Here is a 15,616-nt window from a genome sequence, read left to right on the forward strand (position 1 = left end):
ACGATGCGCGGGTGCGCGGTTTGCTGGGTTTTGAGCGCCTGAATGGCGGTGATGGCGGCGTAAATGGCATAACCATCGTCGGCACCGCCACGGCCATAGAGCTTGCCGTCTTCATACTTGGGCGTCCACGGCCCCAGGTCGGAGCGCCAGCCGGTGAATTCGGGTTGTTTGTCGAGGTGGCCGTACATCAGCACGGTCTGATCAGACACCGCCTGGTTGGTGTTGCCAGTGGAGGCCGGCACTTCAAAAAACAGCACCGGCGTGCGCCCGGGCAGGCGAATGATTTCCAGCTTCAGGCCAGCCACCTTTTGCGCCAGTACCCACTCATGGGCGTTTTGCACCACTTTTTCAATCAGGCCATGCTGCGCCCAGTCGGCGTCGAACATGGGCGACTTGGCCGGAATGGCGATGTAGTCGGCGAGCTGCCTGACCAGGTCGGAGTCCCAGGCTTGGCTGACCTGCGTCAGGGCCTGGGTGGCATTCAAAAGCGAGGGTGCGATGCGTGCGTTCATTGAAGTGTCCTTGCGTGGTGCGTCAAACGGATGCCAGATCATGCCACGAAGGCCGGGGCGTGTGCGTGACGTGGCCCAGTAGCCCGGCGCACGCCAGCCACCCGATTAAATCCCCTGCCTTCGCAGTGTGGCGTCGCTAGAATGAGTTGAGCACTCTTTCTCTTGAACCGATCATGATTTTCAAATGGCAACTGACGAAGCTGGTCCCTGCCCTGGTGGCCTTGTTCGGTCTGTGCCTGACCTACATCTACTGGCAAAACGAGGAGCGTGAATTCAAGGCCTTTCGGCAGCATGTTTTTGACGGTGTTGCCGATCAAATGGCCGCCGGCATTCAGCGCAAGTTGTCCAATTTTGAGCTGATCCTCAATGGTGTCAAAGGCTTCCAGATGGGCGCCGAGGTGGTGAGTCGCGACAGCTTTCATGCGTATTACCAGGCCATCGAGAAAAACGTCACCCAGTCGGGCCTGCAGGGCGTTGCGCTGGTTGAGCATGTGCCACAGCAGCAGCTCGCCCACCACATCACTGACGCGCGCAGCCGGGGAATTCCTGATTACCTTGTCAAGCCGCTGGCTGAGCGAGGTTTTTACACCCCGATCACGGTCATCGAGCCTTTGGTGGGGCGAAATCTGAGAGTGCCGGGTTTCGATATTGCGTCCAATCCCGACATCCTTCCCACCTTGGAGCGGGCCCGCGACACCGGCCAGGTGGCAATCACCGGCAAGCTCACCCTGGTTCAGGATGAGGGCCAGCCACAGCCAGCCGTTGTCATGTACGTGCCGATCTTCAAAAGGGCCATGCCGACTGACACGGTGACGCATCGTCAGGGTGCCCTGCAGGGCTGGGTGAGCGGGCCGTTTCGGGTCGGTGACATGATCGCCAGCGTCAAACAACAGCTTCCTGATGATGTGGCGCTGGCTATTTTTGAAGACGAATCCATGTCAACGGCTTCCCAGCTATTTGCAGACGCGCTTGCCAGCAGCACCCCAACCGCCTATGGACTCGCTTTAACGCGACAGCTGGACATTGGCGACAGGCGCTGGACCTTGGCCATGCGTGCATTGCCCGCCTTTGGCGCGCGCTTTGACAATGATCAGGCTCACTTGCCAATTGCCGTGACTGGTTTGGCCATGAGCCTGTTGCTGGGCTGGCTCGCCTGGCTTTTGGCCACCGGGCGGGAACGCGCACTGGCGCTGGCCAACCAGATGACCGGCGAACTGCGCGGGGTCCAGGCGGACCTTGAGGCCACGCTTGACGCCATGCCTGACGTGCTGTTTGAGGTGGGTTTGGATGGCCGCTATTTCAAATACCGCACCTTGAAAACAAGCCAACTGGTGGCGCCACCCAAGGTTTTTCTGGGCAAACTGGTCTCTGACGTGTTGCCAGAGGATGCCGCCCACATTTGTCTGTCAGCACTGCAGGAAGCCCATGCAACCGGATTTTCTTTTGGCAAGGAGATTCATTTCCCGATTGGCAGTCAATGGTATTGGTTCGAGCTTTCCGTGGCCCGAAAAAATACGCCTGGCGACGCTGAGCCGCGCTTCATCGTGATCTCGCGTGACATCACGGAGCGCAAGGAAAGCCTCCAACAGCTGCAATTGAATGCCCAGGTGTTCAATCTTGGCCGCGATGGCATTGTGATCACGGATGAACACAACAAAATCGTTTCGGTCAATCAGGCCTTCACCACTATGACGGGTTACGAGGCCACCGAGGTGATCGGAAAATCGCCCGAATTCCTGAGTTCTGGCCGCCAGAACCAGGCTTTTTTTGATGCGGTCTGGCAAAAAATTCAAGCGCAGGGATATTGGCAGGGCGAGCTCTGGAACCAACGAAAAAGCGGTGAAATCTATCCACAGTGGCTGTCCATCAGCGCGGCCAGGGATGCAACAGGCACCATCAGCAAGCACATTGTCATCTTGGCAGACCTTACCGAAAGCAAGGCCGCGCAAGAACGCATCGACTATCTGGACCGGTACGACAAACTGACCCGGCTGCCCAACCACCAGATTTTGCAGGACCGCACCGCGCTCGCCCTGGCAACGGCCAAACGCGCGGGGAAGTGTGTGGTCATGCTGTTCGTCAACATCGACCGATTTCAAAATATCAATGACTCACTGGGCCGCACCGCGGGGGACCAGGTCATCAAGGCCATCGCGGATCGGCTGACCGGCATTTTGCAAGCCGACGACACGGTTTGCCGCCTGGGGGGCGATGAATTTTGTGTGCTGTGCCCCGCCACCGATGCCGATGGCGCCGCCCATGTGGCGGACCGCATCTTGCGCACCATCAAGCAGCCCGTTGCGCTGGGCGATGGCCAGGAGTTGCGACTGACTGCCAGCATCGGCATTGCGGTTTACCCTGAAAACGGCAGTGATTTTGATCGACTGATTCAATCCGCCGGCGCCGCCCTGGTGCAGTCAAAACAGAATGGTCGCGACGGCTTCAGGTTTTTCACAGACCAAATGTACGGTCGTGCGCATGAGACGCTGATGATTGAAAACCAGCTGCGCCAGGCCTTGGCTAAAAACGAATTTCTGTTGCACTACCAGCCACAAATTGATGCCCAAAGCGGTCGCATCATTGGTGCTGAAGCGCTGATCCGTTGGCAGCACGCCGAGTGGGGTCTGGTGCCACCGGGGCGCTTTATACCAATTGCCGAAAGCAGCGGGCAAATCATGGAGATCGGTGACTGGGTGTTGCGCAGCGTGGTGGCGCAAATCGCACTGTGGCAGCAAGAAGGCCTGGGGGTGGTGCCTGTTGCGGTGAATTTGTCGGCCATCCAGTTCCATCAGACATCGCTGTGCGAGTCGATCGGCGCCACCTTGCACCACAGCAGTTTGCCGTCCGGCTTGCTTGAGCTGGAGTTGACCGAGAGCATTGCCATGACCGACTCCGACTTTACGGCCGATCAGATCAGCAAATTGCATGACATGGGCGTCACCTTGTCGATTGACGACTTCGGCACCGGTTACTCGTCGCTGAGCTACCTGACCCGTTACAAGATCGACAAACTCAAAATTGACCAGTCGTTTGTGCGCGAGCTAAAAACTGCCGATGATGAAAGTGCCATCGTGTGCGCCATCATCAACATGGCCCACGGACTGGGATTCAAGACCATTGCAGAGGGGGTTGAAACCCAGGTGCAACTTGACTATTTGCGCGCGCAGGGCTGCGACGCAATTCAGGGCTACTTGTTCAGTCGGCCGGTCCCAGCCGCGCAGTTTGCCGAGCTTTTGCGTCACCAGGAGATTAAATTTTGAACCTTGACATTGACACCCTCAACCAACGTTTCGGCCTGCCTGGCGCGCTGCATTTTGTGCTGGGCCGCGCGGGTTTGCCGGAAGCTGCAATTCAGACGCCACAGGCCGGCGCGCGCGTGGCGCTGCAAGGTGGGCAGGTGCTGGCATGGCAACCGGTGGGGCAAAAGCCTGTGATCTGGGTCTCCCAGGCTGCCGTGTTTGAACCAGGCATGGCCGTGCGCGGCGGCGTGCCGGTGTGCTGGCCCTGGTTTGGCGCGCGTGAGGGCCTGCCGATGCATGGCTTTGTGCGCACCCGTTTGTGGCAGGCGCGTGAGACCACCCGGGACGCCGCCGGGCAAGTGGTGCTGCGTTTGGGAACGCAAGACGACGCAAGCACCCGCGCGCTGTGGGACCATGCCTTTGACCTGGAACTGGTGCTCACCATCGGCATCAACCTGACCATGGCGCTGATCACCCGCAACACGGGTACCGCAGCTTTCACGCTCACCGATGCGCTGCACAGCTACTTTTACGTGGGCGACATCGCGCACACCACGGTGCAGGGGCTGGACGGATGCGATTACCTGGACAAGGTGCAAAACTTTGCCTCGGCCAAACAATCAGGAGCGGTCGAATTTAAGGGCGAGACCGACCGCATTTACGTCAACACCACGGCCGACTGCGTGATTGAAGACCGGGCACTGCAGCGCCACATTCGGGTCAGCAAAACAGGCAGCAGTTCCACCGTGGTGTGGAACCCCGGGCGCGACAAGGTTTTTGCCGACATGGCCGCGGGCGAATACCAACAGATGGTGTGCGTGGAAACCTGCAACGCCGGGCCCGACCAGATTACCCTGGCGCCGGGCCAGACGCATGCTTTGAGCGCCTGTATTGGTTTGTAGGCGTCGCGCGGGCCAAAGAGCCAAACACCATCGCGGCGAGGGCGCCGCGCCCACAAGATCCAGATGCCTTTGCGCCCCGGCCGGCTCAGGTGCCTTTGAGCGCGGGGTAGTCGGTATAGCCCTTGGCACCACCGCCGTACCAGGTGCTGCGGTCGCTCTCCACCAGCGCCTTGCCCTTGCGCAGGCGCTCGACCAGGTCAGGGTTGCCAATGAAAGGGCGGCCAAACGCCACCAGGTCGGCACCGTCGCCCAGGGCTTGCTGCGCCAGGTTTTTGTCCAGCCCGTTGTTGACCATCCAGGCGCCTTTGCCGGCTGCAGCACGGTAGGCACGGCGCAGGCCGGTGTAGTCAAACGGGCGGTCAGGCAGCTCGCGCGGGCCACCGGTGGCGCCTTCGATGACGTGCACATAAGCCAGCCCAAAGGCAGCCAGCTCGCGCACCACGTAGTCAAACAGGGGTTGCGGGTCGGGGTCAAAGGCATCGTTGGCGGGCGTCACCGGCGACAGGCGAATACCCACGCGCCCGGCCCCCACCGCGCTGGTCACGGCCTGCACCACCTCCAGTAAAAAGCGGGCTCGGTTTTCGATGCTGCCGCCAAAGTCATCGCGGCGCTGGTTGGAGCCGGCTTTAAGGAACTGGTCGATCAGGTAGCCATTGGCGGCATGGATTTCGACGCCATCAAAACCCGCGGTCTGGATGGCGTTGCGCGCGGCGGCCACGTAGGTGTGCACGATGTCTGGCAGCTCGTAGGCTTGCAGGGCGCGCGGCTCGGAGGTGTCAACAAACACCGGCACACCGTCTTTCAGCAGCACGGTTTTGGTTTTGGCGGTGATGGCTGAAGGCGCCACCGGCTGGCCGCCATGGGGTTGCAAACTGGTGTGCGAGACCCGGCCCACATGCCATAGCTGGCAAACGATTTTGCCGCCGGCGGCGTGCACGCTGCGCGTGACGTCTTTCCAGGCTTCGACCTGTTCTTCGGCATACAGGCCGGGCACGTCGGCGTAGCCCTGGCCCTGCTGGCTGATGGCGGTGGCCTCGGTGATGATCAGCCCGGCGCTGGCGCGCTGGGTGTAGTACTGCGCCATGAGGGCATTGGGGGTGGCATCGGGGGCGCGGTTGCGTGTGAGCGGGGCCATCACGATACGGTTGGCCAGCGCCAGTTCCCCGACATGCACGGGGTCAAAAAGGGTGGCGGTGCGGTGTGGCATGAAGGTCTCCAGGTAAGTATTGGCTATCCTTGAAGTTTAAAGGCAGCGCGCCAAAGCCTCGAAGGCCTGAATCGGCAAAGGTCTACCGAACAGGTAGCCCTGGTAGTGGTGGCAGCCCAAAGCGGCCAGAAATTCACGCTGCGCCTGAGTTTCAACCCCTTCGGCAATCACCTGCAAACCCAGGCTGTCGGCCAGGGCAATGATCATCTTGGCAATGGCCGCATCGTTTGCATCAGCCAGAATATGGCGCACAAAGCCCTGGTCAATCTTGAGCTGGTCCAGCGGCAGGCGCTTGAGGTAAGACAGCGACGAATAGCCGGTGCCGAAGTCGTCCAGTGAAAACCCGACGCCGCTCGCCTTGAGCAGTTGCATTTTGGCGGTCACCGCGTCCAGGTTGCTGACCAGCAGACTCTCGGTGAGTTCCAGCTTGAGTTGCTGAGCCCGAGCGCCGGTGCGCGCCAGCACCGCCAGCACCTGGTCGGCAAAATCTTCCTGATGAAATTGCAGCGCACTCACGCTCACGGCCATCGTCAGGTGGGCCAACCCGGGTTGACTGGCCCATTGCACCAGCTGCCTGCAGGCGGTGTCGAGCACCCACACGCCCAAGGGCAGTATCAGGCCTGTCTCTTCTGCCAGCTCGATGAAGTCGGCGGGCGCCACGATGCCGCGCTGCGGGTCTTGCCAGCGCACCAGTGCTTCGACCCCTGTAATCTGCCCCTGCTGATTGACCTGGGCCTGGTGATACAGCAGAAACTGGCTTTGGGCGATGGCTTCGCGCAGGCTGGTTTCCAGTGCGGCCCGGGCGCTGACCACTGCCTGCATGTGCGGGTCAAAAAAGCACAGGGCATTGCGACCCGCCGCCTTGGCCTGGTACATCGCCAGTTCAACACGCTTGATCGAGGCCTCGGCACTGTCCCCGTCCGCGTCAAACAACGTGATGCCCATGCTGACGCTGCCATGGTAGACCTGATCGCGCAACTGATGGGGCAGGCGCAGTGCCTGCAGCAGTTTTTGTGCGGTCAGCTGCGCCTTGGCTGCGGCAGTCACCGAATCAGCGCCCAAATCTTCCAGCATGACCAGAAAGGTATCGCCGCCAAAACGAGCCACGGTGTCGCAGTCACGGAGGTTTTCTGTCAACCGTTGTGCGAGCTTTTGCAACAGCAGGTCGCCGATGTCATGGCCGGCGCTGTCGTTGAGTATCTTGAAGTTGTCGATATCAAGGCACAACAGCGCGCCGCAGCTTTGGTTGCGCTGGCTGGCTGAAATGGCCTGATGCAGGCGATCCTGCATCAGGCGCCGGTTTGGCAAGTGGGTCAGCGGGTCGTAAAAGGCAAGCTGGATGATTTTGCCCTCGGCCTCCTTGCGCTGGCTGATGTCGGTCAAGTTACACACGAAGTGGGTCACCGCATCGTCCGCATCGCGCACCGCGCTGACGATGACCCAGTCGGCATAGATTTCGCCGTTTTTCCGCCTGTTCCAGATCTCGCCCTGCCAGGAACCCGCCGTCTGCAGCGACTGCCACATCAATGACCAGAATTCGGCGGGGTGTCGCTCCGAGCTCAGCAGACTGGGCGACTGCCCAACAGCTTCTGCCGCGCTGTAGCCGGTGGTTTCGGTAAATGAAGTGTTGACACGAAGAATCACTCCCCGGCAATCGGTGATCATCATGCCTTGTTGTGACTCAAAGGCGGTTGCGGCAATGCGCAGCTCTTCTTCGGCTTTGGCCAGCGCGCTCATGTCAGCGTCGATGCAAAACATCACCGATGCCTGGCCACTGACCTCAACCACCGTGTGGCTGGAGTAAACCGGTACCAAGTGGCCCAGTTTATGACGCAAATTCATGCGGCTGGGCGCAATGCCCTGGCCGTTCTCGAACATCCAATGCACCGCGCCCTCCACCGTTGAGCGCATGTCTGGCGGAATGATCAGGTCGAGCAGGTTGCCACCCATGGCCTCGGCGGCGCTGTAGCCATAAATATTCTCCGAGGCCCGATTCCAGTAGATGACGGTGCCGTCCACCAGATAACCCTGGATGGAAATGGCGTCAACGTCTTCAAACAGCTGTTGAAAACGCAAGTCTGTGATTTCTCTGGCGGTATGGATGTCTGGCGGCGAGGTCGGCATGGGTAAGCTTGTCATGGTGCGGGCACCTCCCAAAAGCCCAGTATCGGTTAAATGGAAGAAGCCCGGGACCTAAACTTGATGCCTGATTCCAACAGCATTGGCCGAACCGCGGCACTGTGGTGTGGCCCCCACGGTGGGCGGCCCCTGGGCTCAGTTCACCGCGAATCGCCCCTGGAGGTATTTGATGATGGCGCCCGACTCGAACAACCACTGGCTTTGACCTTTTGCGTCGGTGATCTTGAGGCAGGGCACCTTGACGGTGCCCGCGCCCTTGAGCAGCTCGTCACGGTTTTGCTGGTTGTGCTGGGCATCCAGGCGCTCGATGGGCAGGGACAGGCGCCGCATTTCCTGGCGCACCTTGATGCAAAACGGGCAGGTGGTGAACTGGTACAGCGCCAGGCTCTGGCACTGCTGGTCAACAGCCTGCTGCAACCCGGGCGCTCGCACCACCCCCTTGGGCCGGGACACAAATTCCCATAGCTGCATGAAGGGGCCGAGCACGATGCGCAGGGTTCTGAAAAAGGCTCGAATGATGGGTTTCATGGGTGCAAGATGCCAAGGTGAAAAACGCCTATTTTCACCGACAGCAACCGGGTCGCCGTGGCCAACCACTTTTCAGTGCGGCGGCTGAGTGAATTGACAGGAATCCGCCACCCGCCCAACGTTGGGCTTGGGCACGGCGCTTGCGGCCATTGGTTCCAGCCTTGCCGGGGCAGACGTCATGCCCGCTGGCCGCAGAAAAAGCGAGCTTCATGACGCGCTGCTGGAACGAATATTGCCGCTGTTCGAGGGTCGTGTCTTGTCTTTTGACCCGGCTGCGGCGCGCAGCTTTGCCAAAGTCAACACCCGCGCGCGCGCAGCCGGATGTCCCATCAGCTTTGCCGACGGTGCCATTGCCGCCATTGCCTGCGCCCAAGGCTTCATCCTGGCGACACGCAATGTGAGGGATTTCAGTGGCACCGGCATTGAACTCATCAACCCTTGGACAAGTGCGGCGTAACGAACTTGTCACTTTGGGTCATCTCGCTCTGGCCCAGGTGGTGACCAGTGCGCCCCCGCAGGCAAGGCGCCGTCTGCGATCTGGGCGGGCAACAGGTCATACATAGTGCGTCCGGCACTCATGGCGCCGCATTGACCATCGGGCGGTTGTTGTAACTGGACCATTCATAAATACAAAAACTGGCTCTTCCTGTTGAGCCGTTGATCGGCGACAGTGTGGCCTGGTTTCCATTCAAAAGCCCACCATGTACATTCCCGCCCACTTTGCCGAAACCCGACCCGAAGCCTTGCACCGCATCATGCGCGAGCACCCGCTGGGGATGCTGGTCACGCACGGCAGCGCCGGGCTGGACGCCGACCACATTCCGTTTGAGCTGGATGCCAGTGCGGGAACACAGGGTGTCCTCATCGCGCATGTGGCCCGCGCCAACACGCTGTGGCAGCGTTGCCCCACCGGCACGTCGGTGATGGTGGTGTTCCGTGGTGAACACGCCTACATCTCACCCAACTGGTACCCCAGCAAACACGAGTCGCATCGCCAGGTGCCGACCTGGAACTACGAGGTGGTGCATGCCCACGGCATTCTCACCGTGCATGACGACGAGCGCTTTGTGCGGCGTGTGGTGGCCCAGCTGACCCGCCGGCACGAGGCGACAGAACCCAAGCCCTGGAAGATGGGGGACTCGGCGCCGGAGTACATCGACACCATGCTGCGCAACATTGTGGGCCTTGAGGTCACGCTCACCTCGCTGGTGGGCAAGGTCAAGCTCAGCCAGAACCGGGAAGTGCGGGACCGAATGGGTGCCGCCGACACGCTGGATGCGCGGGGCCACACGGCACTGGCACAGGCCATGCGCCAGGCAGATTAAGCCACCAAAATCGCCCGAAAGTCGTTGACGTTGGTCAGCGTTGGGCCGGTCACGACTGAATCGCCCAGTTTTTGGAAAAAGCTGTGGGCGTCATTGTTGTCCAGGTAACTGCGCGGGTTCATGCCCATTGCCCAGGCCCGGGCAATGGTGTCAGGGGTGAGCAGGGCACCGGCAATTTCTTCGATGCCATCCACACCGTCGGTGTCGCCTGCCAGCGCGTGCACGTTGTCCAGATCGCCCAGCGCCACCGCCAGGGCCAGCAAAAATTCGACGTTGCGGCCACCGCGGCCAGTGCCTTGCGGGTTGCGGATCGTGACCGTGGCTTCACCGCCACTGAGCAGCACGCAAGGCCGCTGAAACGGCTGGCCGTGCAGCGCCACCTGGCGGGTGATGCCGGCCAGCACTTTGGCCACGTCGCGCGCCTCGCCCTCCAGACTGTCGCCCAGAATGTAGGGCGTGATGCCGGCCGCGCGGGCCACCCCGGCAGCGGCGTCGAGCGCGATTTGCGGCGCCGTGATCATGCGCGCCTCGCTGTCTTGCAGGCGCGCGTCACCAGGCTTGATGGTTTCGCCACGGCCGCTTTCCAGCAGCGCGCGAACCGGTGCCGGGACATCAATGCGGTAGCGCGCAATGATGTCCAACGCCTCGGCGCAGGTGGTGGCATCGGTCACGGTGGGGCCTGAGGCAATGTCCATCGGGGCATCCCCCGGCACGTCGGAAATCAGCAGTGTGAGCAGCTTTGCCGGATGGCACAGGGCGCCCAGGCGGCCGCCCTTGAGGCTCGACAGGTGGCGGCGCACGCAGTTCATCTCGGCAATGGTGGCGCCACTGGCCAGCAGCGCGGTGTTGACCGCCTGCTTGTCGGCCAGCGTCAGCCCCTCGCCTGGCGCCACCAGCAGCGACGAGCCGCCGCCGGAAATCAAGGCAATGACCAGGTCATCGGCCGTCAGGCCGGTGACCAGCGCAGTGATGCGCTGCGAGGCCGCCAGACCGGCGGCATCAGGCACCGGATGCGAGGCCTGGATGATTTCGATGCGCTGGCAAGGCTGCTGGTAGCCGTAGCGCGTCACCACCAGGCCTTCGAGCGGCCCCGGCCAATGGGCTTCAAGCGCCATTGCCATGGCCGCCGACGCCTTGCCCGCGCCAATCACAATCGTGCGGCCTTTGGGTGGTGGTGGCAAATGCGGCGGCAGGCACAGCGCCGGCTGGGCCGCCGCGACGGCCGCATCAAACAGGCTGCGCAGCAGGGCGCGGGGATCAGCGGCGGTGGCGTTGGGACCGGACATGGGCGATTCTCAAAAATTAGGGCGTGGAGCCGGATGGTACGGTGAACCCGCTTTCATCGCGCTGGGCCAAGGGCAATCGCGGCGCGGGCGCTGCTCACATCACCGCGCCGACTTGCCAGGGCAAAAATTCGTCGTTGCCATAACCCAGCACTTCGCTGCGCACCTTCTCGCCAGAGGCGTGGCGGATGATCGCGTCGAAAATGCGCTGGCTGATGACGGGCATGGCCGTGCCGGTGATCAGGTCGCCACAGTTCACGTCCATGTCGTCGCCCATGCGTTCAAACAAGGCATTGTTGGTGGCCAGCTTGATGGTGGGCACCCCGGCACAGCCAAAGGCCGAACCGCGCCCGGTGGTAAAGCAAATGATCTGCGCACCGCCGGCCGCCTGGCCGGTGGCCGACACCGGGTCGTAGCCGGGCGTGTCCATGTAGACAAAGCCTTTGGCCTGGACCGGCTCGGCATACAGGTACACGCCGTTGAGGGTGCTGGTGCCGCCTTTGGCCACGGCGCCCAGGGATTTCTCCAGAATGGTGGTCAGGCCGCCCGCCTTGTTGCCCACCGACGGGTTGTTGTCCATCTGGTTGCCGTTGCGTGTGGTGTAGTCCTTCCACCACTGGATGCGGCTGATCAATTTGTGCGCGATCTCCGGGCTGGCGGCGCGGCGCGTCAGCAGGTGTTCGGCACCGTAGATTTCCGGGGTTTCCGACAGGATGGTGGTGCCACCCTGCGCCACCAGCAGGTCGGACGCGCCGCCCAGCGCCGGGTTGGCGGTGATGCCCGAATAACCGTCCGAGCCGCCGCAGTTCAAACCCACAATCAGGTGGCTGACCGAGGCGGGTTCGCGCTGGTAGGTATTGGCGCGCTCCAGCATGGCGCTGACCTGGACAATGCCTTTTTTGATCGCCGCCGTGGTGCCGCCCTCGGCCTGCATCACCAGCTTTTGCAACATGCCTTCCTCGTGGCTTCCCACCATGTCGAGCATGGGTGCAATCTGGTTTTGCTCACAGCCCAGGCCCACGAACAACACTCCGGCAAAGTTCGGGTGCCTGGCATACCCGACCAGCGTGCGGCGCAAGATGTCCATGCCCTCGCTGACCACGCCCATGCCACAGCCCAGCGGATGCGGCAGCGCGATCACGCCGTCGATGTTGGGGTAGGCCGCCAGCCGATCAGCGTTGAAATGGTTGGCAATGGCGCGCACCACGGTGGCCGAGCAGTTCACCGAGGCAATCACCGCAATGTAATTGCGCGTGCCCACCTTGCCGTTCGGGCGTTTGTAGCCCATGAAGGTGGCCGGATGTTCCACCTTGGGCAGATCCTGCACGCCTTGCCCGATGCCGTGGTCGCGCTCGAACTCGCCCATGCCCAGGTTGTGTGAATGCACATGTTGACCTGCGCTGATGTCGGCGGTGGCAAAACCAATGATCTGGTTGTAGCGGCGCACGGCGGCGCCCGACTTGATCTGGCGCGCCGCCACTTTGTGGCCCGGTGGCACCATGTCCGACACCACCAGGCTTTCAACCCCAAGCGTCGTGCCGGGCAACAGTTGCCGGGTGGCGATCAGCACGTCGTCGTTGGCGTGCAAGCGGATGAAAGGCGATTGGGCCATGTCGTTTTCCTCAGGCGGTGGGCACTGGCCCAGGGTAGGTCGGCAGCAAGTTGGGCGAATATACGACAAAATTTCATTTAAAGAAATATTTTTGAAACGTAATTCCAATTTCCCAATGGCAGATGGATCAGGGAGTTTATATCGCCATTAATCAAATCAAAACATTGTTTTAATTTTTATTGAAATCAATTTCAAATTGGTGTAGAGTCCGCACCTATCGATCACATCGACTGTCGCTCAGCCCGGTGACAGCCCTACAAAAGAGACGGAGCAGAGCCCCCATGAAGCCCTTTATGAACGCCGATTTCCTGTTGCCGGACGACTGCGCCAGGCGGCTGTTTCACGACTACGCGGCACAAATGCCGATCCTTGACTACCACTGCCATCTGCCGCCAGCCGACATCGCCAGCAACGCGACCTTCCACAACATGGCCCACGCCTGGCTGGGCGGCGACCACTACAAGTGGCGCGCCATGCGCTCCAACGGCGTGCCCGAGGCCGACATCACTGGCCACGAACCCGACTACACCACCTTTCTGGCCTGGGCCAGAACCGTGCCGCGGCTGGTCGGCAACCCGCTCTACCACTGGACGCATCTGGAGCTGCAGCGCTACTTCGGCATTCATGAAGCCCTGTCGGAAAAAACCGCCCCGGCCATCTGGGAAGCCTGCAACGCCCAGATCGTCACACCCGAGTTCGGCGCCCGCTCGCTGCTGATGCGCATGAACGTGCGCGCGGTCGGCACCACCGACGACCCTGCTGACACACTGGAGCACCATATCGCCTACGCGGCGGTGCGTCAACCGGGTGAACCCGTGATGGTGCCCAGCTTCCGCCCCGACCGCGCGCTGGCCACCGACGACCTGACGGTCTGGAAGACTTATATCGAGCGGCTGGGTGCCGCGGCCAATGTGTCGATTGGTTCCTTTGCTGCGCTGCTGACTGCGCTGGATGCGCGCCATGCGGTGTTCCACAGCCTGGGCTGCCGTGCCTCTGACCATGGCCTGACGGCACCCTTTGCCACTTTCGCCAGCCCGCAGGCACTCGATACCATTTTTGCCAAGCTGCTGGCCGGCACCGCCCTGACCAGCGCAGAGGCCGATGCCTATAAAACGGCCGTGCTGCTGGCCGTGGGCCGCATGAACGCCCAGCGCGGCTGGGCCATGCAACTGCACCTGGCCGCCGTGCGCAACCTCAACTCGGCCATGTTTGCCAAGCTGGGCCCCGACACCGGTTATGACGCCGCCAACGACGAGCAGATTGCGGCCAAGCTGGCGGCCTTCATGAACGCGCTGCAAAGCGATAACCTGCTGCCCAAAACCATTTTGTATTCGCTCAACCCGAACGACCTCGAAGTGCTGGGCACGGTGATGGGCTGTTTTCAGGATGGCTCCAGCCCCGGCAAGATCCAGATGGGCTCGGCCTGGTGGTTCAACGACCACATCGAGGGCATGCGCCAGCAGATGGTGAGCCTGGGCAACCTGGGTCTGCTGTCACGCTTTGTCGGCATGCTGACCGATTCGCGCAGCTTTTTGTCGTTCCCAAGGCATGAGTATTTCCGCCGGGTGCTGTGCGCGCTGGTGGGCGGCTGGATTGAAAACGGCGAGATCCCGCCCGACTTCGACACCTTTGGCGCCATGGTGCAGGACATCAGCTACCGCAATGCCAAGAACTACTTCGCCATTCCCGGCGTGACCGACTGAGACCAAAGCGCCCCCATGCATCTCTGCAACCAACATCTGAACCAACTGCCGGCCGCGGTGCAGCGTCCCCTGTATGACCGCAGCCAGGTGGTGCCCGCCATCGTGCATCTGGGCGTGGGAGCCTTTCACCGCGCCCACCAGGCGGTGATGACCGACGCAGTATTGGCTTCGGGTGATCTGGGCTGGGGCATTGTGGGTGCCGGCCTGATGACCTCCGGGACCAAAGACGCGCTGGCACCGCAAGACGGGCTGTACACGCTGGTGGAGCGCGCTGCCGGTTCAGAGAAGTTGCATGTCATCGGTTCAATCGTCGCGCTGCTGGGCGGCGCGGCCGACCTGGGCCAGGTGCTGGCGCGCATGTGCGCCCCCGGCACCCGCATCGTGAGCCTGACGGTCACCGAAAAAGGCTATTACCTGGACCCGGCCAGCGGCAAACTGCAGTTGCAGGCCCCGGCCATTCAGGCCGACCTGGCCAACCCTGCCGCGCCCCGCACCATTCTGGGCCTGATCGTGCAGGCACTCAAACACCGCAAGGCCAACGCTGTTCCGCCGTTCACGGTGCTGAGCTGTGACAACCTGCCCAGCAACGGCAAGACTGCCAAGGCGGCAGTGCTGGCCTTTGCCCGCGAGGTGGACGCCGACCTGGCCAACTGGATCGAGGCCAATGTCAGCTTTCCGTGCTCCATGGTCGACCGCATCACCCCCGCCACCACCGACGCCGACCGCGCTTACGTGAACGAACAACTCGGCATGACGGACGCCTGGCCGATCGTGACCGAGCAGTTTGTGCAGTGGGTCATCGAGGACAACTTCACCATGGGCCGACCCGACTGGACCCTGGGCGGCGCGGTGTTCTCCAACGAGATCGAAGCCTGGGAAGACATGAAATTGCGCTGCCTCAACGGCGCCCACTCCACCCTGGCCTACCTGGGGCAGTTGACCGGGCGCGAAACCGTGGCTGAGGCCATGCAACTGCCCTTGATCACCGGCATTCTGGACGCCTTGTGGCTGGAAGTGCGCGCGGTGCTCAAGGCGCCGGCCGGGGTTGATCCGGCGGATTATGTCGAGCAGCTCAAGCTGCGCTTTTGCAACCCGGCGCTCAAACACCGCACCGCGCAGATCGCCATGGACGGATCGCAAAAATTGCCCCAGCGTTTGCTGGCCAC

12 protein-coding genes are annotated in these 15,616 nt (G+C 61.8%); 6 read left to right on the plus strand and 6 right to left on the minus strand.

The window, feature by feature from the left end:
• Positions 1-512, minus strand: a 512-nt coding sequence (locus GPS82_RS09335; protein WP_296493743.1) for a M20/M25/M40 family metallo-hydrolase, incomplete at its 3' end; no start/stop codon positions are given.
• Positions 513-685: 173 nt separating this feature from the next.
• Between GPS82_RS09335 and GPS82_RS09340 the strand changes: the two genes are divergently transcribed.
• Positions 686-3,772 carry an EAL domain-containing protein gene (locus GPS82_RS09340; protein WP_296493746.1) on the plus strand — a complete coding sequence of 1,029 codons (3,087 nt, stop codon included), beginning with the start codon at positions 686-688 and terminating at the stop codon, positions 3,770-3,772.
• On the plus strand, positions 3,769-4,653 hold the full coding sequence (locus GPS82_RS09345; RefSeq protein ID WP_296493749.1) for a D-hexose-6-phosphate mutarotase: 885 nt from the start codon (positions 3,769-3,771) through the stop codon (positions 4,651-4,653). Before GPS82_RS09340 ends, GPS82_RS09345 begins: the two co-directional genes overlap by 4 nt.
• 85 nt (positions 4,654-4,738) lie before the next feature.
• Here the strand turns inward: GPS82_RS09345 and GPS82_RS09350 are convergent, their stop codons facing one another.
• The 3 genes from GPS82_RS09350 to GPS82_RS09360 all read right to left on the minus strand — a co-directional run bounded on the left by GPS82_RS09350 (position 4,739) and on the right by GPS82_RS09360 (position 8,527).
• On the minus strand, positions 4,739-5,860 hold the full coding sequence (locus GPS82_RS09350; protein ID WP_296493751.1) for an alkene reductase: 1,122 nt from the start codon (positions 5,858-5,860) through the stop codon (positions 4,739-4,741).
• Between the two features lie 36 nt (positions 5,861-5,896).
• Positions 5,897-7,999, minus strand: a complete 2,103-nt coding sequence (locus tag GPS82_RS09355; protein ID WP_296493754.1) for a bifunctional diguanylate cyclase/phosphodiesterase — start codon at positions 7,997-7,999, stop codon at positions 5,897-5,899.
• Positions 8,000-8,134: 135 nt separating this feature from the next.
• Positions 8,135-8,527 carry a glutathione S-transferase N-terminal domain-containing protein gene (locus GPS82_RS09360; protein WP_296493755.1) on the minus strand — a complete coding sequence of 131 codons (393 nt, stop codon included), beginning with the start codon at positions 8,525-8,527 and terminating at the stop codon, positions 8,135-8,137.
• A 127-nt stretch (positions 8,528-8,654) separates the two neighbouring features.
• Here GPS82_RS09360 and GPS82_RS09365 point away from each other — a divergent pair, with 127 nt between their 5' ends.
• A complete protein-coding gene (locus GPS82_RS09365; RefSeq protein ID WP_296493757.1) occupies positions 8,655-8,984 on the plus strand; it encodes a VapC toxin family PIN domain ribonuclease in 330 nt (109 codons plus the stop codon).
• Between the two features lie 244 nt (positions 8,985-9,228).
• Positions 9,229-9,852, plus strand: a complete 624-nt coding sequence (locus tag GPS82_RS09370; RefSeq protein ID WP_296493759.1) for an FMN-binding negative transcriptional regulator — start codon at positions 9,229-9,231, stop codon at positions 9,850-9,852.
• Here the strand turns inward: GPS82_RS09370 and GPS82_RS09375 are convergent.
• Positions 9,849-11,138, minus strand: a complete 1,290-nt coding sequence (locus GPS82_RS09375) for a glycerate kinase (RefSeq protein ID WP_296493760.1) — start codon at positions 11,136-11,138, stop codon at positions 9,849-9,851. The two genes, GPS82_RS09370 and GPS82_RS09375, sit on opposite strands and share 4 nt — an antisense overlap.
• A gap of 94 nt (positions 11,139-11,232) precedes the next feature.
• Positions 11,233-12,747, minus strand: a complete 1,515-nt coding sequence (locus tag GPS82_RS09380; protein ID WP_296493763.1) for an altronate dehydratase family protein — start codon at positions 12,745-12,747, stop codon at positions 11,233-11,235.
• A 293-nt stretch (positions 12,748-13,040) separates the two neighbouring features.
• On the opposite strand from GPS82_RS09380, the gene uxaC reads away from it, so the two are divergent.
• Together uxaC and GPS82_RS09390 are read left to right on the plus strand one after the other, a co-directional pair.
• Positions 13,041-14,450, plus strand: coding sequence for a glucuronate isomerase (gene uxaC, locus GPS82_RS09385; RefSeq protein WP_296493767.1), 1,410 nt, complete (start codon positions 13,041-13,043; stop codon positions 14,448-14,450).
• A 15-nt stretch (positions 14,451-14,465) separates the two neighbouring features.
• The coding region (locus GPS82_RS09390) for a mannitol dehydrogenase family protein (RefSeq protein WP_296493769.1) at positions 14,466-15,616 on the plus strand (1,151 nt) is incomplete at its 3' end.

Source organism: Rhodoferax sp. (assembly GCF_011391645.1).
Classification (GTDB): domain Bacteria; phylum Pseudomonadota; class Gammaproteobacteria; order Burkholderiales; family Burkholderiaceae_C; genus Rhodoferax.

What these genes read in the sequence shown, in the direction of transcription:
- GPS82_RS09360 (WP_296493755.1), bottom strand. Translation starts at nt 8,527, where the DNA reads ATGAAACCCATCATTCGAGCCTTTTTCAGAACCCTGCGCATCGTGCTC.
- GPS82_RS09375 (WP_296493760.1), bottom strand. Translation starts at nt 11,138, where the DNA reads ATGTCCGGTCCCAACGCCACCGCCGCTGATCCCCGCGCCCTGCTGCGC.
- GPS82_RS09350 (WP_296493751.1), bottom strand. Translation starts at nt 5,860, where the DNA reads ATGCCACACCGCACCGCCACCCTTTTTGACCCCGTGCATGTCGGGGAA.
- GPS82_RS09370 (WP_296493759.1), top strand. Translation starts at nt 9,229, where the DNA reads ATGTACATTCCCGCCCACTTTGCCGAAACCCGACCCGAAGCCTTGCAC.
- GPS82_RS09380 (WP_296493763.1), bottom strand. Translation starts at nt 12,747, where the DNA reads ATGGCCCAATCGCCTTTCATCCGCTTGCACGCCAACGACGACGTGCTG.
- uxaC (WP_296493767.1), top strand. Translation starts at nt 13,041, where the DNA reads ATGAACGCCGATTTCCTGTTGCCGGACGACTGCGCCAGGCGGCTGTTT.
- GPS82_RS09355 (WP_296493754.1), bottom strand. Translation starts at nt 7,999, where the DNA reads ATGACAAGCTTACCCATGCCGACCTCGCCGCCAGACATCCATACCGCC.
- GPS82_RS09340 (WP_296493746.1), top strand. Translation starts at nt 686, where the DNA reads ATGATTTTCAAATGGCAACTGACGAAGCTGGTCCCTGCCCTGGTGGCC.